Source organism: Nocardiopsis metallicus, from assembly GCF_014201115.1.
In the GTDB taxonomy this organism is placed as follows: domain Bacteria; phylum Actinomycetota; class Actinomycetes; order Streptosporangiales; family Streptosporangiaceae; genus Nocardiopsis; species Nocardiopsis metallicus.
This window is the reverse complement of sequence record NZ_JACHDO010000001.1, coordinates 417,406-435,480: the sequence shown is the minus strand read 5'-3', so window position 1 is coordinate 435,480 and position 18,075 is coordinate 417,406. Positions and strand designations below refer to the sequence as shown.

At 71.5% G+C, this 18,075-nt stretch carries 15 protein-coding genes, 1 pseudogene and 1 riboswitch; of the genes and pseudogenes, 5 read left to right on the top strand and 11 right to left on the bottom strand.

Features of this window, described 5'->3' with window-relative positions:
• Positions 1 to 368 precede the first annotated feature (368 nt).
• Positions 369 to 887 (bottom strand): MarR family winged helix-turn-helix transcriptional regulator, encoded by a 519-nt coding sequence (locus HNR07_RS01830; protein WP_184361066.1) that lies wholly within the window; start codon positions 885 to 887, stop codon positions 369 to 371.
• A gap of 169 nt (positions 888 to 1,056) precedes the next feature.
• Between HNR07_RS01830 and HNR07_RS01825 the strand changes: the two genes are divergently transcribed.
• From HNR07_RS01825 to HNR07_RS01805, 5 genes and pseudogenes are all read left to right on the top strand, one after another.
• On the top strand, positions 1,057 to 1,599 hold the full coding sequence (locus tag HNR07_RS01825; protein WP_184361064.1) for a YceI family protein: 543 nt from the start codon (positions 1,057 to 1,059) through the stop codon (positions 1,597 to 1,599).
• Positions 1,600 to 1,715: 116 nt separating this feature from the next.
• Positions 1,716 to 2,669: pseudogene (locus HNR07_RS01820) on the top strand (IS481 family transposase); the annotation flags it as partial.
• A 380-nt stretch (positions 2,670 to 3,049) separates the two neighbouring features.
• Positions 3,050 to 3,307, top strand: coding sequence for a DUF2470 domain-containing protein (locus HNR07_RS01815; protein WP_221319084.1), 258 nt, complete (start codon positions 3,050 to 3,052; stop codon positions 3,305 to 3,307).
• 271 nt (positions 3,308 to 3,578) lie between these two features.
• Entirely contained in the window at positions 3,579 to 6,440 is a 2,862-nt protein-coding gene (locus tag HNR07_RS01810; RefSeq protein ID WP_184361058.1) for a protein kinase domain-containing protein, read from the top strand.
• A 36-nt stretch (positions 6,441 to 6,476) separates the two neighbouring features.
• Positions 6,477 to 7,460: an aldose 1-epimerase family protein gene (locus HNR07_RS01805; RefSeq protein ID WP_184361055.1), complete on the top strand. Its 984-nt coding sequence runs from the start codon at positions 6,477 to 6,479 to the stop codon at positions 7,458 to 7,460.
• 13 nt (positions 7,461 to 7,473) lie between these two features.
• On the opposite strand, the gene HNR07_RS01800 is transcribed toward HNR07_RS01805, so the two are convergent.
• The 10 genes from HNR07_RS01800 to fmt all read right to left on the bottom strand — a co-directional run bounded on the left by HNR07_RS01800 (position 7,474) and on the right by fmt (position 18,053).
• Positions 7,474 to 8,046 (bottom strand): nucleotidyltransferase family protein, encoded by a 573-nt coding sequence (locus HNR07_RS01800; RefSeq protein ID WP_184371263.1) that lies wholly within the window; start codon positions 8,044 to 8,046, stop codon positions 7,474 to 7,476.
• A 142-nt stretch (positions 8,047 to 8,188) separates the two neighbouring features.
• Positions 8,189 to 9,340 (bottom strand): XdhC family protein, encoded by a 1,152-nt coding sequence (locus HNR07_RS01795; protein ID WP_184361052.1) that lies wholly within the window; start codon positions 9,338 to 9,340, stop codon positions 8,189 to 8,191.
• Between the two features lie 159 nt (positions 9,341 to 9,499).
• Positions 9,500 to 9,958, bottom strand: coding sequence for a PH domain-containing protein (locus tag HNR07_RS01790; protein WP_184361050.1), 459 nt, complete (start codon positions 9,956 to 9,958; stop codon positions 9,500 to 9,502).
• 101 nt (positions 9,959 to 10,059) lie between these two features.
• Positions 10,060 to 10,533 (bottom strand): 6,7-dimethyl-8-ribityllumazine synthase, encoded by a 474-nt coding sequence (gene ribH, locus HNR07_RS01785; RefSeq protein ID WP_017579752.1) that lies wholly within the window; start codon positions 10,531 to 10,533, stop codon positions 10,060 to 10,062.
• Between the two features lie 231 nt (positions 10,534 to 10,764).
• Positions 10,765 to 12,060: a bifunctional 3,4-dihydroxy-2-butanone-4-phosphate synthase/GTP cyclohydrolase II gene (locus tag HNR07_RS01780; RefSeq protein ID WP_184361047.1), complete on the bottom strand. Its 1,296-nt coding sequence runs from the start codon at positions 12,058 to 12,060 to the stop codon at positions 10,765 to 10,767.
• A gap of 58 nt (positions 12,061 to 12,118) precedes the next feature.
• Positions 12,119 to 12,781, bottom strand: coding sequence for a riboflavin synthase (locus tag HNR07_RS01775; RefSeq protein ID WP_184361044.1), 663 nt, complete (start codon positions 12,779 to 12,781; stop codon positions 12,119 to 12,121).
• 118 nt (positions 12,782 to 12,899) lie between these two features.
• A riboswitch (FMN riboswitch) is annotated at positions 12,900 to 13,030 on the bottom strand.
• Positions 13,031 to 13,100: 70 nt separating this feature from the next.
• A complete protein-coding gene (locus HNR07_RS01770; protein WP_184371260.1) occupies positions 13,101 to 14,219 on the bottom strand; it encodes a phosphatase PAP2 family protein in 1,119 nt (372 codons plus the stop codon).
• Between the two features lie 251 nt (positions 14,220 to 14,470).
• On the bottom strand, positions 14,471 to 15,139 hold the full coding sequence (gene rpe / locus HNR07_RS01765; protein WP_184361041.1) for a ribulose-phosphate 3-epimerase: 669 nt from the start codon (positions 15,137 to 15,139) through the stop codon (positions 14,471 to 14,473).
• Positions 15,140 to 15,577: 438 nt separating this feature from the next.
• Positions 15,578 to 17,041 (bottom strand): RsmB/NOP family class I SAM-dependent RNA methyltransferase, encoded by a 1,464-nt coding sequence (locus HNR07_RS01760; protein ID WP_184361038.1) that lies wholly within the window; start codon positions 17,039 to 17,041, stop codon positions 15,578 to 15,580.
• A gap of 76 nt (positions 17,042 to 17,117) precedes the next feature.
• The gene (gene fmt / locus HNR07_RS01755; protein WP_184361035.1) at positions 17,118 to 18,053 is read right to left on the bottom strand and encodes a methionyl-tRNA formyltransferase; all 936 of its coding nucleotides are present in this window, start codon (positions 18,051 to 18,053) and stop codon (positions 17,118 to 17,120) included.
• Between the last annotated feature and the right edge of the window lie 22 nt (positions 18,054 to 18,075).

Sequence of the window (18,075 nt, the reverse complement as noted above, 5' to 3'; positions counted from 1 at the left end):
CGTTCCCCTCCTCAGGCCGCGCACGGCCGCCGGCCTCCCCGGGAGGCGCGGTCGCCCCGCGCCGTCCCCATGGTCCAAGCTTCGCAGGCGCTCGGCCTACGAGCCAGCGGTTTCGGGAAGAAGGCGCCGAATGGCCCGAACCGGCCGAGCCCCGAGCTCCGGGAATCAGGGCCGGATCCCGGACGGCGTTCCCCTGGGGACCGTCCTCGCACGACCGCGGGCGCCGGGACACAGGGACACCGATTCGAGCAGAGGTGGGGAGAGGCGCACAGGTCGGGGCTGCGCAGGGCCGGGCCAGGGCCCGGAACAGGTGGAGCCGGGCTGCGGGCCAGGGCGCCCAGGCCCGGGAGCTCACAGCGCCGGACCTCTCAGTCCGGAGTTGTCCGGTCTCCCCTTGCTTCCCTGCCGCCTCCCCTACCCCCGCGCCGGACCCCCTGGTCCGGGTGGTCGCCGCCGAGAGTGTCGACGATCTTCCGGAGCTGGTCGACCTGCTCCCGGGAGAGGCGGTCGAACATCAGGGAGCGCACCCGGGTCGCGTGCCCCGGGGCGGCCCGGCCCAGGGTCTCTGCGCCCTTGTCGGTGAGGATCGCCCAGAACCCGCGCCGGTCGTCCTCGCAGTTCTCCCTGCGCACGTTCCCGTCGCGTTCGAGGCGGGCGATCTGGTGGGACAGGCGGCTCTTGGAGACGATGACGGTCTCGGCGAGGTTGCGCATCCGCATGCGCTGCCCGGGGGCTTCGGAGAGGTGCGCGAGGATGCCGTACTCGATGAGCGAGAGCCCGTCGCGGGTGCGCAGATCGTGTTCGAGTTCGTCGTAGATCCAGGCGTTCATCCGCAGGAACCCGCGCCAGACGTCCTGTTCGTCGGGTTCGAGCCAGGCCTTCTCCATAGCCTGAGTCTAGCGGCGCGAGCCCGTCCGCCCGGGCTCTTGCCTCCTAGGAACTCAACACGTAGACTCCTTCCCGGGAAGATACTTCTAAGCTACTTTGTTTCCAAGCAGAGAATCTGGACAGAGAGTCGACCCGAACCGGGTCGCCCACACACAGGGAGAGACACCAATGGCCGCTCAGGAACTCAAGCCCGGCACCTGGAAGATCGACGCCGCCCACAGCGTGGTCGGGTTCTCCGTCCGCCACATGATGGTGAGCAAGGTCCGCGGTCGCTTCGAGAAGTTCGACGCCACGCTGACCGTGCCCGAGGACCCCACCAAGGCCTCCGTCGTAGCCACCATCGACGCCGGCTCCATCAACACGGACAACAGCGACCGTGACAGCCACATCCGCTCGGCGGACTTCTTCGAGACCGACAACCACCCCGAGTTCACCTTCCGCTCCACCGGCCTCGAGGCCAAGGGCGAGGACTTCGTCCTCAAGGGCGAGCTGACCATCAAGAAGAACACCCACCCGGTCGAGCTCTCCCTGGAGTTCAACGGCTCCACCGTCGACCCCTTCGGCCTGGACCGCGCCGGGTTCGCCGCCTCCACCACCATCAGCCGCAAGAAGTTCGGCGTCGACATCGAGATGCCGATGGACGGCGGCGGCGTGGTCGTCGGCGACAAGATCACCATCGAGATCGACGCCGAATTCACCCGCGAGGCCTAGGTGTACTGACCACAGAGGTTGAGTACGGCCCGGCAGTGATTTGACAGCAAGAGAGGGCCTCCGACATAGGTGTGGATTGTCTAGATCAACACCTGAAGTAGGTCAGGAGGCCCTCCGTGGCCCACACTACCCATGCCAACGCCCGTCTCACACCCGCCGGACGCCTGGAGTTGGCCCGCTGCGTGGTCGAAGACGGCTGGACACTGCGTAGGGCCGCGGAACGCTTCCAGGCCAGCGTGAGCACCACCAAACGCTGGGCCGACCGCTACCGCGCCCATGGCGAGGCGGGCATGGTCGATGCCTCCAGCCGCCCGCACCACTCACCCCGGCGTACCCCCACCCACCGTGAGCGCCGCGTCATCAAACTGCGCTGCCTCAAACGCTGGGGACCAGCCCGCATCGCCGGGCACCTGGGCATGTGCGCCTCGACCGTGCACCGCGTCCTGACCCGCTACAAGTGCGCCCGCCTGTCCCACCTGGACCGCGCCACCGGCCGCACCGTGCGCCGCTACGAACGCGAGCGGCCCGGTGAACTCGTGCACGTGGACATCAAGAAGCTCGGCAACATCCCCGACGGCGGCGGCCACAAGACGCTGGGGCGGCCCCAAGGCCGCAAGAACCGCGCCAACGTTGGCTATGCCTTCCTCCACAACGCCGTGGACGATCACTCGCGGCTGGCCTACACCGAGATCCTGGCCGACGAGAAAAAGGAGACCGCTGTCGGGTTCTGGGAACGAGCCAACTCCTACTTCGCCTCGGTCGGGATCACCGTGGAGCGGGTACTGACCGATAACGGGTCCTGCTACAAGTCCCACCTGTGGCGCGACGCCCTGGTCAAGGCCGGGATCAAGCACAAACGCACCCGCCCTTACCGGCCTCAGACCAACGGCAAGGTCGAGCGGTTCAACCGCACCCTGGTCGACGAATGGGCCTACGCCCGCCCCTATCGATCAGAGACCGAGAAGCGGGAGGCGTTCGGTGGGTGGTTGCACGAGTACAATCACCACCGGTTCCACACCGCCGTTGGCGGCCCTCCCGCTTCTCGTGTTCCTAACCTCTCAGGTCAGTACACCAGGCCGCGGCGGCACGACGTCCCGGCCCGGCTTGTCCGCCGCCGTCCGGCCGGGACACTTTCCGAGGACCTGGGGAGGCCCTCGGGAGGGAACGGTGCCCGAGCGTGGTCGACCAGGGCAACGACCACCGCCCCGAGTCGCCGGCGACGTCGGATTTTGACGACACACCGTCAGCAACTCGCCGAGGCCTCGGATATCGTCAACGGGGGAGGGTCCACGCGACCCTCCCCCGTGACGTTTTTCCGAGCCAGAACCGTGCCGCGCACGCGTGCGCCACCGCCGAGCACCACGCGACCGTGCGCCAGTAACCGCAGGAGAGCCCCACCGTGCAGCCGAACCCCTTCGCCCCCGAGGTCGTCACCGCCGTCACCGCCCACATGAACGGCGACCACCCCGAGGACACCCTGCTCATCTGCCGCGCCCTGGGCGGTCGGCCGGACGCCACCGCCGCCCGGATGACCGGCCTGGACGGGCAGGGCGGCGACTACGCGGTCACCGTGGACGACACCGAGCACCAGGTGCGCATCCCCTGGGCCGAGCCGCTGACCGAGCGCGCCCAGATCCGCGCAGAGGTCGTGCGCATGTACGAGGAAGCCTGCGCCAAGCTCGGGATCACCCCCCGCGGCCAGCACTGATCCCTCCCGTGCCCCGTGTTCGCGGCGGAGCGGCCACTGCCCGGCACCAGAGCGCGGAACCTGTGACGAAGAGTCACGAAAGCCGGAACCCGGGCGGTCCCGGGGGAGTCCAAGCAGGTACGTGGGACAGCGGTCCGCGCGTGGCGAACAGAGGTGGTCACACCACTCCGGTCGGGCGCGCGCAAGACCTAGTCTGGAAGGGTCCGCCTTCCCACGGAATCCCCCGGACGTCCGTAACCGACCGCCTATCCGAAGGATGGCCCCGGCCTCGATGGTCACGCCAGACCCCGGTGACGAGAACGCACCGACCCAACGGATCGACCCCACTCCACCCACCACGCGCGTCAATCCGGCGGTGGGTGCCACGCGCTGGGTCACGCGCGTGTTCCGGCCGGGGGCCTCCCCACCACCGGAGCCACACCCGGGGCCGGGAGGACCGCCCCAGCCACAGCAGCCCGGTCCCGACGAGGCGCCCACCCGTATCGTCCCCCCGGGCCCGCCCACCGGAGGCGGACACCCGAACGGAAGCGACCGCACCACCGTCCTGCCCGGTGGCGCCGCCCGCCCCGGGAACGGCGCCGACGGCACCCGGGTCCAACCGCCCGCCTCCCCCACCGCCAGGCTGGACGCGAACCGACCCGCCCAGCGGCCCGCCACCGGCGGTGCCCCCGGTCCCGGCGCGCCCGGTTCGCCCGAGGGCCGCACCCCCTGGTGGCGGACGCTCTTCGGCCCCCTGCTGGACTGGATGGCCCGCCTGCTCTCCCGCGTGGTCGTCGGCCCCGCGGGCGACCTCGACTACGCCGTGCCCGCCGAGCTCCGCCGCCGCTACCAGGTCCTGGACCACATCGGCGCGGGCGGCGAGGCCGTGGTCTACCTCGCCGAACCCACCGACTCCCCCGGGCGCCGCCTGGCCCTGAAGGTCTACCGGCCCGGCCACGACATCAACCGCGAGCTGCTGGACCGCCTGCGCGCGCGGGGCACCGCCTCGCCGTACACCCCCGCCATCCAGGGGTACGGGACCGCCACCAGCTCCTGGGGGGAGGACCTGGCCTGGGAGGCCCAGGAGTACTTCTCCCTGGGCACCCTGCGCGAGGTCATCAACCAGTCCCCCATGGACGACGAACGCGCACGGGCCGTGGTCCGCGCCGTCGCCGACTGCCTGCACCACTGGCAGAGCGAACTCCAGCACAACCACACCGACGTCAAGCCGGAGAACCTGCTGGTCCGCTCCCTGGACCCGCCGGTGGTCGCGCTGACCGACTTCGGCGGCGCGGTGCGCGCGACCATGAGCCGGGTCTACGGCGGTCAGGCCATCACCGAGGACTACGCCGCCCCCGAGGTGGTCGAGGGCCGCCGCGAGGCCCCCGCGTCCTGGTGGTCCCTGGGCGTCATGGTCCACGAGCTCACCACCGGCCGCCGCCCCGAGCGGGGCGGGAACTGGCTGACCGCCCGCAACACCGAGGTGGACATCTCCGCGATCACCGACGAGCGCTGGCGGCTGCTCGCCCGCGGGCTGCTCACCCTCGCGCCCTCCGCGCGTTGGGGGTACGACGAGGTCGCCGCCTGGCTGGCCGGTGAGCGGCCGCCGATCCGCACGGCGAACCGACTGCGCCCGATCAACTTCGCCGGGGCCTTCCACGAGGACCCGCCCAGCCTCGCCTTCGACCTGCTCGACCGCTCCGACACCGGTGCGATGTGGCTGCGCAGCCACTGGTCGGAGCTGCGCACCTGGCTGGACCGGGAGGTCAACGACTACACCTTCGACCGCGCCTACCTGACCGGTCTGGATACCCGGCCCGACCTCGCGCACGTGGCGATCAGCGCGCTGGCCGCCCGCTACGTGCCGGGGATGCCGCCGCGTTTTCGCGGTCACGAGATCAGCGCCGACGGCCTCCTGAGCCTGGCCACCGGTGAGGCCAGCCGCCACGCGGTGGTGCGCGAGGCCGTGGAGTCGGGCGTGGTCGGCCTGGGAGCGCAGCACTGGTGCCCGCACCCCGGCTGCCGTTCGGGGGGTTCGGGGCGGTGCGCGCTGCTGGAGCGGGTCCAGCACGAGGTTCCGCTGCTGATGCGCCGGGTGGAGGAGACCCTGGACCGGGTGGTGGGTCCGGGGGCCTGGGGAACCGGGGACACGGACGCCCCTCAGCGCCCCGCGGCCCACGAGATGGACTCCGCCTGGGCCCGCGCCGTGGAGCTCGTGCTGGTCCCCGAGACCGCCTCCCAGCACCGGTCGCTGCTGCGCCGCCAGTCCTGGCACCCCAGCCAGCGCAGTGCCGCACCGAACGCGCCGTGGTGGCTGGAGCAGCGCAAGACCGCCCTGCGGGACGGCGGTGACCAGCTGGCCAGCCGTAGCGCGATGCTCACCGCCCTGCTGTTGCTACCCGAGGCCGACCGGGTCGGCGGCGCGATCGCCGAGCGGGAGCGGGCCGACGGCCGGGAGCGCCGCCGGGACCGTTGGGCGTCGCTGGCCGGTTCGGCGCGCGCACGCTGGGAGAGCACCCGGGAGAAGGTGGCCACGGCCAAGCAGCGGCGGGCGGAGGCCGCGACCACGCGCCCGGAGCAGCGGGCGGTTCCCGGAGGACGGGTCGGGCCCGGCGGGCAGAGGGTACCCGGTGACCCCACCCGCCCGCAGGAACCCGCCACCGCCAAGGAGAAGCGCAGGCAGGACAAGGCCGAACGCCGGGTCCAGAGGACCATGGGCCAGATCCAGCGCGCGATGAAGGCGGGCAAGTGCCGCCGCTTCGCCTACCCGGCCGCTCTGCTGGGCATGGTGGACGGTCTGGGCCGGGCGCTGCGCCCCGAGGAGGGTTTCTTCCCCGAGAGCGTTTTCGTGACCGACGCCTACACGGGCCTGATCGACTTCAGCGGCAACCCGCTGGCGGACGGCGCCGCCGCGCTGACCGGGCTGCTGCCCGGCGGGATCGGCGCCTCCTGGTGGTTCCCGGTACTGCTGTCGGTGGTGCTGGTGGTGCTGGGGCGCACCGCGGCCAAGTCCACGGTCAAGGCCCGGCGCCGTCTGGGCGCCTTCCGCCTGGCGGTGGCGGGTTCGCTGCTGATGCTCGTGGTGCTGTTCTCCACGGGGCTGCTGGCGCTGGGGTCGGGTGTGCTCATCCCCTTGGACGGGCTGCTGGGCTGAGAGCCGCGAGCGGGCTCGTGAGGTGCCGGGCGCGCTATGATCTCCCGGTTCGGCGGCTTGCCGGACCGGGAGAGGCATGAGGGGAAGGGTGAACAGGTGGGCGAGGTCTTCGAACTGCGCGCCGGTGAGTACGGAGCGCGCGTCGACCGGGTCGGAGCCGGGCTGCAGGCGCTCACCTGGCGGGAACGGGACCTGGTCTGGCCGTACACCCGACCGGAGGGCCCGCTGGCCGGCCAGGGGCAGGTACTGGCTCCCTGGCCCAACCGGGTCGCCTCGGGCCGCTACGCCTTCCAGGGCACCGAGTACCGGCTGAACGTGAATGATCCGGCCACCGGATCAGCCATTCACGGGCTGGTCGACGGCGTGGAGTGGAGCCCGGTCGAGGAGTCCGAGGAGGCCGTGACCCTGCGGCTGGACTTCCCCGGCACCCCGGGGTACCCGTTCCCGTTGGAGCTGACCATCACCTACCGGCTGGGCGACGCGGGGCTGACCGTCACCGCCTCCGCACGCAACACCGGAACCTCGCACGCCCCCTTCGGGCTCGGTTTCCACCCCTACCTGACCCTCGGCACCCCGCTTCGGGACCTGGCCGAGCGCGGCGAGGCGCACGTGGAAGCCGGAATCGGCAGCTACCAGCCCACGGACTCCAGGATGATCCCCCAAGGCGACCCGGTACCGGTGGCCGGGGGCGTGTTCGACCTCCGCGCGCCGGGCCGCGCACTGGGCACGACGGTGCTGGACACCGCCTTCACCGATCTGGACCGGGACGGCGAGGAGCGTGCCTGGGTTCGGCTCAGCGGCCCCGAGCACCGGGTGGCGCTGTGGTCGGGGCCGGGCTTCTCCTGGCTCCAGCTGTTCAGCTCCGACACCCTCGGCGGTGAACTGCACCGGGCCAACCTCGCGGTCGAACCCATGACCTGCCCGCCCGACGCCCTCAACAGCGGCAGGGACCTGATCGTCCTGGCTCCGCGCGAGTGCGTCGAGCGCACCTTCGGAATCCTCGCCGAGCAGCTGACCTGACCCGCCGGGCTCCCTAGGCGTTGTTCATCAGCGCGCTGAGGCGGGTCAGATCCTCTTCGGTGTCGATGTCCTCGGGGCTGGCGATGTCGTCGCAGGCCACCGTGGTGATCAGGTGGGAGTAGGCGCGCAGGAAGGGCCGGGCGCCGACGTCCCCCTCGGCCATGGAGTGGACCGTGGACCAGTGTTCGCGGCCCAGCAGAACCGGGTTGCGGGGGTTGCCGTTGTAGGTGGCCACCGCGGCGCGGGCGCCCTGTCCGTAGGCTTCCACCAGGCGGCGAACCGCCTCGGAGGTGACCAGCGGCTGGTCGACGAGGGCGAAGACGAGGGCGTCCACGCTGTCCGGCGCGGCGTCGATCCCGGCCCGTACCGAGGAACCCATGCCGGTGGCCCAGTCCGGGTTGTGCACGGTGAGCGCTCCGGGAACGGTGGCGTGCGCCGCGCCCAGGACCACCAGGACGGGGGCGCAGCCGCCGTCGGCGAGGGTGCGCACCCCCCGGTCGACGAGGCGTTCACCGCCGAGTTCGACCAGGGCCTTGGGGCGGCCCAGTCTGCTGCCCGACCCCGCGGCCAGTAGCAGGCCCGCTATCAGTGTTCCCTTGTCCCCCGCGCTCATGACGCGATGATGTCACGGACGGGGTTCCCGAATGGCCCGGCTGAACGAAAGAATCGGAGCCCCGTTCCAGGCGAAAGGCTCTGAACTGGAACTTTGACGCTGGATTTGTTTCGGTTCACTCCTCGGGCTGACCGAATCCGGCCGGAACCAGTTCACGGTGGATCCTGCCGCTGGTCTCGCGCAGGGCCCGGCCGCTGCCGCCCCACCGGTTCTGCACCAGCTCGGCCGCGATGGACACCGCCGTCTCCTCGGGGGTGCGCGCGCCCAGGTCGAGGCCGATCGGCGAGTGCAGGCGGCCCAGGGCCTCCTCCGCCACCCCCGCCTCACGGAGCCGGTCCAGCCGCTCCTCGTGGGTGCGCCGGGAGCCCATCGCGCCGATGTACCCCGCCTCGGTGCTCAGGGCGCGCTTGAGGACGGGGACGTCGAACTTGGGGTCGTGGGTGAGCACGCAGATCGCCGTGCGATGGTCGATCTCGTCGGCGATCTCGTCCAGGAACACGTGCGGCCACTTCACCACGACCTCCTCGGCCGTGGGAAAGCGCTTGGGGGTGGCGAAGACCGGGCGGGCGTCGCAGACCGTCACGCGGTAGCCCAGGTAGGTGCCGAGGTCGGCCACCGCGGCCGCGAAGTCGATGGCGCCGAACACCAGCATCCGGGGCGCCGGGGCGAAGGACTGGACGAACACCTCCAGCTCGTCGCCGCGGCGCTGGCCGTCCACACCGTAGCGCAGCAGGCCGGTGCTGCCCTGGGCGAGCATGCCGCGCACGTCGTCGTCGAGCGCGGCGGCCAGGCGCTCTCCGCCCTCGCCCAGGTCGCCCTCGGCGTGGCCGGGCCACACGATGCGGCGGCAGCCCACACGGGAGGTGTCGGAGGGGTCGGAGACGATCGTGGCCACCGCCACCGGCTGGTGTTCGTCGATGGCACCGATCACCGCGCCCAGCTGCGCGTAGGTCTCGCGGTTGACCGGCTCGACGAACATGTGCAGGGTGCCGCCGCAGGTCAGGCCGATGCTGAAGGCGTCCTCGTCACTGACCCCGTAGGTGCGGCGGACCGGGACACCGGTACGGATGGCCTCCAGGGCCTCCTCGTAGACCGCGCCCTCCACGCAACCGCCCGAGACGCTGCCGGTGACCTCGCCGGAGGAGCTCACCAGCATGGCCGCGCCCGCGTCGCGCGGGGCGCTCTTGTAGGTGTCGACGACCGTGGCCACGGCGAAGGTCTCCCCCGAGGCGTACAGCTCGGACACGGACGCTCGGATATCACGCACTCGGCACCTCTTCCACGACTCCCGGAGGGGCTCTGACCTCCGGTACCAACCTATGTGCCCAAGACAACACAGAAGAGCCCCCGTTCCTCCAGGAAACGAGGGCTCGATTCGGTTGCGTCTACGAACAGGGCAGGCAAAGCCCCGCGTCGGGCAGCCGGCTCAGGGAAGCTCGGGCTCCTCGCCCTCTCCGCGCGCCAGCATCGAACGGAACTCCGCCAGGTTGCGCTGGGCGAGCTCGCCGTCGGTGCTCTGGATGCCCATCACCGGCAGCGAGGTGCCGTCCGACAGGTCCAGGCACGGCCACGGCTCCCCGACGGGCATCCGGATGTCCAGGACCTCCGGCCAGGCCAGGTAGTGGGTGCGGATCCCGTTGATCACGACCACGTTCTTCTCGGTGGCGATCAGCCGGGGGCGGCCCAGCATGTGCAGCCCGCCGGCGATCGCGAAACCGAACCCCACGGCCAGGACCCGGTCCAGCACGCTCCAGTCCGCGGGCAGGATCACGGCGAGCACCGCGAAGGTCACCACGATCAGCAGCGCCAGACCGTAGGCCACCAGCCGTACCGCCCGGGGCCGCCACGTCATCGGCAGGACCGGCTTCTTCGACGCCTCGTCCACAGGTTGTTCCCTCGTCCGCACCAACTGCTCCGTCCCCACGCTCTCGGGCGTGACTCTCACCCGCTACCAGGGCGCGCGAACCGGAAGCCGGAAGGTGGTGGTCAGCGGCGCAGCCCGCGCAGGGCCGCCGCCGTGTCCAGGGCGGCCAGCGCAGCCTCGGCGCCCTTGTTCTCGACGCTTCCCGGCAGGCCAGCGCGGTCACGCGCCTGTTCCAGGGTGTCACATGTGAGCACACCGTTGCCCACGGGGGTGGACTCGCGCAGGGCCACCTCGGTGAGCCCGTGCGTGACCGACTGGCACACGTAGTCGAAGTGCGGGGTTCCGCCGCGGATGACCGCCCCCAGGGCGATCACCGCGTCGTGTTTGCGCGCCAGTTCCTGGGCGACCACCGGGATCTCCACCGCCCCGGCGACCTTCACCACGACGGGCTCACCCGCCCCCGAGGCCTTCACCACACTGAGCGCGTTGGCGAGCATCGGCTCGACGATGGCCTCGTTCCAACGGGTGACGACGATGCCGACCGACATCCCCGAGGCGTCGACCTGCTGTTCGTCCGGACGTCCTGCGCCGCTCATGACCGGCCCTTCTTCGTGTGTGACGGGTGTTCGTGGTGGTCGGCTACCCATGGTTGAAGCCCATGGGCTCTCGGATAGGCGCCCACCTGGGTGGTGGATCCGGCCTCCCGCGTGAAGATGTACGCCTGTTCGGTGACGCCTGTTCGGTGACGCCCGCTCAGTGACGACGCCCGGCTCGGCGGCGCCTGCTTGACGGGGCGCGCACGGCTGCTTGCCGAGCTGACCGCTCGCCTACTTGGCGACGCCGGCCAGGTCGTGGCCCATACGGTCGCGCTTGGTCAGCAGGTAGGCGAGGTTGTCGTCGGTGACGAAGGTGGGCATGGCCACCCGCTCGGTCACCCGCACGCCGTGGCGTTCCAGGCCCTCGGTCTTGGCCGGGTTGTTGGACAGCAGTCGGACCGAGGACACACCCAGGTCGGTGAGTATCTGCGCGCCCGCTCCGAACTCGCGCGCGTCGGCCGGCAGACCCAGGTTCAGGTTGGCGTCGACGGTGTCCGCGCCCTGGTCCTGGAGGCTGTAGGCGCGCAGCTTGTGCAGCAGACCGATCCCCCGGCCCTCGTGGCCGCCCATGTACACGATGACCCCGCGGCCCTCCTTGGCGATGTCGGCCATGGCCGCGTCGAGCTGGGCGCCGCAGTCGCAGCGGTAGGAGCCGAACGCGTCACCGGTCAGGCATTCGGAGTGCAGGCGGGCCAGAACGTCGGTGCCGTCGGTCAGGTCACCGAAGACCAGCGCGACGTGCTCGGCGCCGTCGGCGGTGCCCTTGAAGCCGACCGCGCGCCACTCGCCGTGCTTGTTGGGCATGCGGGTCTCGACCATGCGGGTGACCAGTGCGGGGCTGGCCTCCTCTTCGGTGAGGGTCTGGCCGAGGGCGGCGCGGTAGGCGGCCAGCTGCTCGACCGACACCAGCTTGAGGCCGTGCTCGTCGGCGAACTCGCGCAGCTCGGGCAGGCGGGACATGGTGCCGTCGTCGTTGACCACCTCGGCTAGCACACCGGCGGGGCGCAGACCGGCCAGGCGGGCGAAGTCGACCGAGGCCTCGGTGTGGCCGCGGCGGGCCAGGACACCGCCCGGACGGGCGCGCAGCGGCAGGATGTGGCCGGGGCGCACGAAGTCCACGGGGCGGCTCTCAGCGGCGGAGAGCAGGCGGATGGTGTGCGCGCGGTCGGCGGCCGAGATGCCGGTGCTGACACCCGCACGGGCGTCGACGGTGACCGTGTAGGCGGTGCGCAGGCTCTCCTCGTTGCGTGCGGTCATCAGCGGCAGGTCGAGGCGGTCCAGGTCCTCGCCCTCCATGGGGACGCACACCACACCGGAGGTGTAGCGGATCATGAACGCGAGCAGCTCGGGGGTGGCGAGCTCGGCGGCGAAGATGATGTCGCCCTCGTTCTCACGGTCCTCGTCGTCCACGACCACGATGGCCCTGCCCGCGGCGAATTCGGCGATGGCGTCCTCGATCCGGTCGAGGACGACGGCCCGCCCGCTCTGCTCGGTGTCGGCGGCCGGGGTGGTGTCGGTGACGGTCATTCCCGCTCCTGAAGGTACGTCGTGGGTGGTTCCTGGTGGGTGGTGACGCCGGTGTCCGCTAGGAGGGGGCGCCGTCCTGCACACGGGCCTGGCCCTGGCCGCGGGCCAGGGAGACCGCGGTGATGCGCTCCACGTACTTGGCGATGACGTCCACCTCGATGTTCACGGTGGCGCCGACCGCCAGGCCGCCCAAGGTCGTGGCCCGCAGCGTTTCGGGGATGAGGCTGACCTCGAAGTACTCGTCCTCGGCGCCGGGGGCGCTCACGGCGGAGACGGTGAGGCTGGTGCCGTCCACGGTGATGGAGCCCTTCTCCACCACGTAGGGGGAGAGCTCCGGGGACATCCCGAACCGTAGAACGTCCCAGTTGTCACCCGGATTCCGGGACAGGAGCGTGGCGGTGCCGTCGACGTGGCCCTGCACGATGTGCCCGCCCAGTCGGCTGTGGGCGGGCATGGCCCGTTCGAGGTTGACCGGGGAATCGGGGGTGAGGTCGCCGAGGGAGGAGCGGTCCAGGGACTCCTTCATCACGTCGGCGGTGAAGGTGTCCACGCCACGGTCGACGACGGTCAGGCACACGCCGTTCACACAGATGGAGTCGCCGTGCGCGGCGTCGGAGCTGACCAGGGGTCCGCGCACGGTGAGCAGTGCCGCTTCGCCGTTGGCCCCGGCCGGTTCGATGGAGATGACCTTGCCGAGTTCTTCCACGATTCCGGTGAACACGCCCTACATCCCTTCGCCTGGTTACGGCTCCGGGGAAAGGTGCGTGGAAAATCGGGTCCACGACAAGGACGACGCTGAAAGCCGACGCCAGGGTTCGGCACGGCTCAGATCCGCCCCAACGCGCACTGCCTCCCATCCGGACTTTAACCGTCGGTACCGGAATTCCACCGGTTCAACCGGTCGATGGACTCGACCGGGTCGCGGACTATCACCGCCGGTTCGGACTTTCACCGACCCCGGAGCACGCGTTTGACTGTTGTCTAAACGATCATGATCTTAACCCCTCGGTAGCCTGACCGCATAGCCGGTGTGACAGGGGTCATGCCTGACCGGTGTTCTTGGACCCGCCCCCGGTGGACCCCTCGGGGCTCTCACCGGGCGTCTCCTCGGGCGCGGCCTGGTCGCCTCCGGCCGACTCGGCGCCCCCGGGCGAGAGAGCGCCCTCCTCGGTCTCGGCGGACTCCTCGGGGCGGATGGCCAGACCGCTGCGGACGAACATCTGCGGCGCGCCGTAGGTCGCCCAGAAGGCCACGGCGGCGTACACCGCGAAGGCCGCCGGGGCCGTGGCGAAGCCGACCAGGTCCCGGAAGAGGACCTGCTCCACCACCAGGATGAGCACCACCACGGAGATCCCGAGCGCGAAGCGGGCCACCCGCGCAGTGATCGTCCCCTCGGCGCTGTACCAGCCGCTCCGGTGCAGCAGGGTGAGGCCCCAGATCCCGCCCAGGAGCGCGCCGCAGGCCGTGTAGAGCCCGGCGAGGCTGTGCCCGGCCGGGTCGGCCGGGGTGGCGCCGATCCACTCGGTGACCGGGACCGCCCAGTCGCCGCGCGGACCGAACTGCCAGGCGGTGGCCGCCAGACAGGGCACCAGCGCGAAGGCCAGCAGGCAGGACACCCAGCGCACCGTGTCCAGGGAGCGCCACCAGACCAGCACGCGGTCCTCGTAGCGCAGTACCGCCCACAGAACGGCCCCGCCGAGCAGCAGGCCGACCACCACGTCACTGAGGAAGTGCACGCCGAGGTAGACCCGGGAGAAGGCCACCAGTGCGATCACGCCGACGGCGGCCCAGAGCAGGGATCGGCGGCCGGACTTGGCCGCCAGATAGCCATAGGTCACCACCGCGGCCTGGCTGTGCCCCGAGGGCATCCCGAAGCCGCTGTGATGGCTGTAGCCGGTGACCTGGGCGTCGAACCAGTAGGGACGAGGACCGTAGGACACCGATTTGAACAGGTTGTTCACCACCGCCGAGGCTATGACCGCCACGAACAGCCGGGCCCCGAGCCCCGGGTGCACGCTCCAGAAGACGGCGGCGAGCAGGACGACGATGAAGCCCTGGGAGCCCAGGAAGGTGAGGGCTTCCAGGGGGTAGGCGAGCCAGTCGCCCCCGCCCTGCAGCCAGCGGATCGCTGAGCCCTCCGCCTCCCATAGGGCGTCCATGGCCAGATGCCCGGTAATCCAAGCGTTCACGCGTACTCCACAGGTCCGCGCCTGGCTACGCGCTCACGCCGCGCCGCTCCCCCGGACACCGGCGCCTCTGGCGCGTGCAGGGGAAGACGGAGCCGCGACCAAGCGAAAAATCAACGACTACCGCGGGCAGCTTAGAGCGAGCGGGGCCCCTGTGACCAGGCCCACACATGCGCCGCGCCGGGATCGTTACCCGCGGTGCGGCGTCCGCGCCGGCTCACGGGTCAGGCCAGCTTGCTGACCTGCTGGGCCTGGGCGCGCAGGGACTCGACCGCCTTGTCCGGGTCCTGGGCTCCGTAGACGGCCGAACCGGCGACGAAGACGTCAGCCCCGGCCTCTGCGGCACGCTCGATGGTCTCGTCGCTGACCCCGCCGTCCACCTGGAGCCAGACCGCGGCGTCCCGGTCGTCCAGGAGCTGGCGGGCCTTGCGGATCTTGGGCAGGACGAGGTCCAGGAACTTCTGACCGCCGAAGCCGGGTTCGACGGTCATGAGCAGGAGCATGTCCATCTCGCCGATGAGGTCCTCGTAGGGCTCGACCGGCTCGGCGGGGTTGAGGGCCAGCCCGGCGCGGGCACCGTGTCTGCGGATCTCGCGCAGGGTGCGTACGGGGGCGCTGGCGGCCCTGGCGTGGATGGTGACGCTGCCCGCGCCCGCCTCGGCGTAGGCGGGAGCCCAGCGGTCGGGGTCCTCGATCATCAGGTGGCAGTCCAGCGGCGTGGGGGTCGCCTTCAGGAGGGACTCCACGATGGGCAGGCCCAGGGTGAGATTGGGGACGAAGTGTCCGTCCATGACGTCGACGTGCAGCCAGTCCGCGCCGGGCACGGCGGCGGCTTCGTCGGCGAGGCGCGCGAAGTCGGCGCTGAGGATGCTGGGAGAGATCTGAATTGCCACGTCAGCAGTGTATCCAGGCCTCCGTCGGGCAGGTGCGCCACGGGTCGTGGTTGATGAGTCGACCTCTCATACCAGCGCCTTTACGGCGTAGATTACCATTTGCCCGAATTGCACCCCTGGGCACGTAGGTCCGGGACGGCTGGCGTCGCGCTGTCACGTCCGAGAGCACAGGGGGTCGGGTGAACGGAAGGCGGATCGCGCTGTCCGCGGGACCAGGTACGTGCCGTGCTGGCCGAGGCCGGGAGCGCCCCGGAGCGGCCGCGGGCGCACGAGGATCTCGCCGAAGCGGCCTTCAACAGCGCCTACCAGTGCGGACGTCCGACGACCCCGAGCACGATCGGCGGGCACAGTACGTGGACCGGAAACTGACCGGGGCCCTGTCGGAACCGGCGGAGCCGTCCGTCAGGGCCCGGCGGTCGCCCCTGTTCTCGCCTTCCCCTACTCCGGCTTCTTGCGGAACAGGGCGAGGAACATGGCGTCCGTGCCGTGCACGTGCGGCCAGAACTGGGCGTACCTGCCCTCCGGGCCGGCGGCGAGGTCGGGGACCTCGTCGAGGTAGTCGGGGGCGCGCAGGAGTTCGAGGTCCTCGCGCTCGTCCAGGACCTTGCGCACGATCACGTCGGTCTCGTCCAGGTGCGGCGAGCAGGTCACGTAGGCGACCACGCCGCCGGGGCGCGCCGCCTCGACCGCGTTGGTGAGCAGTTCGTGCTGGAGCGGGGCGAGCGCGGTGACGTTCTCCGGGCCGCGGCGCCAGCGGGACTCGGGGCGGCGGCGCAGGGCGCCCAGGCCCGTGCACGGCACGTCCGCCAGGACCCGGTCGAAGGAACCCGGCTTCCAGGCGGGCCTGGTGCCGTCCGCGGCGATGGCGCGCCCGGCGTCGCGGGGTGCGCGGCGCACGGCGCCCGCGACCAGGCCCGCGCGGGCGGGCTGGAGTTCGGCGGCGACCAGGCGGGCCTCGCCCTGACCGGCGAGGGAGGCCAGCAGACCGGCCTTGCCACCGGGACCGGCGCACATGTCCAGCCAGAGACCGTCAGTGCCGTGGGCGTCCACCCGGGTCAGCGCCAGGGCGACCAGCTGGCTGGCCTCGTCCTGGACGGCGGCCCGGTTCTGGCGGACCTCGCGGATCGCGCCCGGGTCGCCCTCGGGCAGGTAGGCGGCGAAGGGCGAGTAGCGGCCGGGGACCGCCCCGGACTCCTCGAGGTCGGCGACCTTGGCGCGGCCCGGCTTGGCCACCAGGGTGACCTTGGGGCGGTCGTTGTGCGCGATCAGCAGCTGCTCGGTCCGGACCAGGCCGTCCTTGGCGCGCTCGCCCAGGGCGCGGGCCAGTTCCTTGACCACCCAGCGCGGGTGGCTCTGGACCACGGACAGGTAACCGCTGGGGTCGCGCTCACGGTCGGGCGCGATGACCCCGATCCACGCGTCCAGGTCGCGGGCGCTGACCTTGCGCAGGATCGCGTTGACGAACTTGCCCCGGTGCTGGCCCACCACCCGGCGGGCCAGGTCCACGGTCTCGCTGACGGCGGCGTGCGGCGGGATGTTCGTGGACAGCAACTGGTGGGAGCCCATCCGCAGCAGCGGCAGCACCTCGGCGTCCACCGAGGACAGCGAGCGGTCGACGCAGGTCTCCAGGATCGCGTCGTAGGTGCCTTGCCAGCGCAGGGTCCCGTAGGTGAGCTCGGTGGCCAGCGCCGCGTCCCGGCCGTGGATGCCGCGCTCGCTGAGCAGGGCGGGCAGGAGCAGGTTCGCGTAGGCGTCGCGCTGTTCCACCGCGCGCAGCACGTCGTAGGCGACCCGGCGGGCGGGGTCGCGGGGCTGGGGCGGCCCGGACCGCTGGCCACCGCCCTGCCTGGGCTTGCCGCCCTTACGGGGACGCTGGTGCTGGGACCGGGACTGCTCGCTCAACGTGTGCTCTGCCTCAACAAGCCGGGGACGGGTTCTGGCGCGCGCTCACGCACGCCAGAACCGAGAGTACGGCAGCTCAGCGGCCCAGTCGGTCAACTTCGGTGGGACGCACGCCACGCGCCCAGTCCACGGCGGCCATGGCCTTCTTGCCCTGCGGCTGAACCTCGCCGAGTTCGACGGGGTGGGTGCTGGTGCCGACGATGACGCGCTTCTTGTCCACGTGCAGCTCACCGGGTTCGAGCTCGGGCCGGTCGGCGTCGGTGACCGGGCGGACCGGGCCGACCTTCAGGCGCATGCCGCGGAAGGTGGTCCAGGCGCCGGGGGCGGGCGTGCAGGCTCGGGCCACCCGGTCCACGCGCTGGGCGGGCGCGGTGAAGTCGAGTTCGGCGTCCAGGGTGGTGAGCTTGCCAGCGTAGGAGACGTCCGCGTCCGGCTGCGGAACCGGGCTGAGCTCCCCGGAGGCGATGCCGTCGACGGTGCGGACCAGGAGGCCCGCCCCGGACACCGAGAGGCGTTCGAGGAGTTCACCGCTGGTGTCGGTGGGGCGGACGGTCTCGGCGAGGGTGCCGTAGACGGGACCGGCGTCGAGTTCCTTGACGATGCGGAAGGTGGTGGCGCCGGTGACGTCGTCGCCGTGCAGGACGGAGTGCTGGACCGGGGCGGCGCCGCGCCAGGCGGGCAGCAGTGAGAAGTGCAGGTTGACCCAGCCGTGCTTGGGGATGTCCAGCGCGGACTGGGGCAGCAGGGCACCGTAGGCGACCACCGGGCAGCAGTCGGGGGCGATCTCGGCGAGGCGCGCCAGGAACTCGGGGTCACCGGCCTTGGCGGGCTTGAGGACCTCGATGCCCTGGCTCTCGGCGAGTTCGCCGACCGGGCTGGCGGAGACCTTGCGGCCGCGCCCGGAGCGCGCGTCGGGCCGGGTGACCACCGCCGCGACCTCGTGCTCGGAGTCGATCAGTGCCCGAAGCGAGGGCACCGCCACCTCTGGTGTTCCGGCAAAGACAAGCTTCATTTCGGGTCCCCCATCCGCTGCG

What these genes read in the sequence shown, in the direction of transcription:
- HNR07_RS01830 (WP_184361066.1), bottom strand. Translation starts at nt 887, where the DNA reads ATGGAGAAGGCCTGGCTCGAACCCGACGAACAGGACGTCTGGCGCGGG.
- HNR07_RS01825 (WP_184361064.1), top strand. Translation starts at nt 1,057, where the DNA reads ATGGCCGCTCAGGAACTCAAGCCCGGCACCTGGAAGATCGACGCCGCC.
- HNR07_RS01815 (WP_221319084.1), top strand. Translation starts at nt 3,050, where the DNA reads ATGAACGGCGACCACCCCGAGGACACCCTGCTCATCTGCCGCGCCCTG.
- HNR07_RS01810 (WP_184361058.1), top strand. Translation starts at nt 3,579, where the DNA reads ATGGTCACGCCAGACCCCGGTGACGAGAACGCACCGACCCAACGGATC.
- HNR07_RS01805 (WP_184361055.1), top strand. Translation starts at nt 6,477, where the DNA reads ATGATCTCCCGGTTCGGCGGCTTGCCGGACCGGGAGAGGCATGAGGGG.
- ribH (WP_017579752.1), bottom strand. Translation starts at nt 10,533, where the DNA reads ATGAGCGGCGCAGGACGTCCGGACGAACAGCAGGTCGACGCCTCGGGG.
- HNR07_RS01780 (WP_184361047.1), bottom strand. Translation starts at nt 12,060, where the DNA reads ATGACCGTCACCGACACCACCCCGGCCGCCGACACCGAGCAGAGCGGG.
- HNR07_RS01770 (WP_184371260.1), bottom strand. Translation starts at nt 14,219, where the DNA reads ATGGACGCCCTATGGGAGGCGGAGGGCTCAGCGATCCGCTGGCTGCAG.
- fmt (WP_184361035.1), bottom strand. Translation starts at nt 18,053, where the DNA reads ATGAAGCTTGTCTTTGCCGGAACACCAGAGGTGGCGGTGCCCTCGCTT.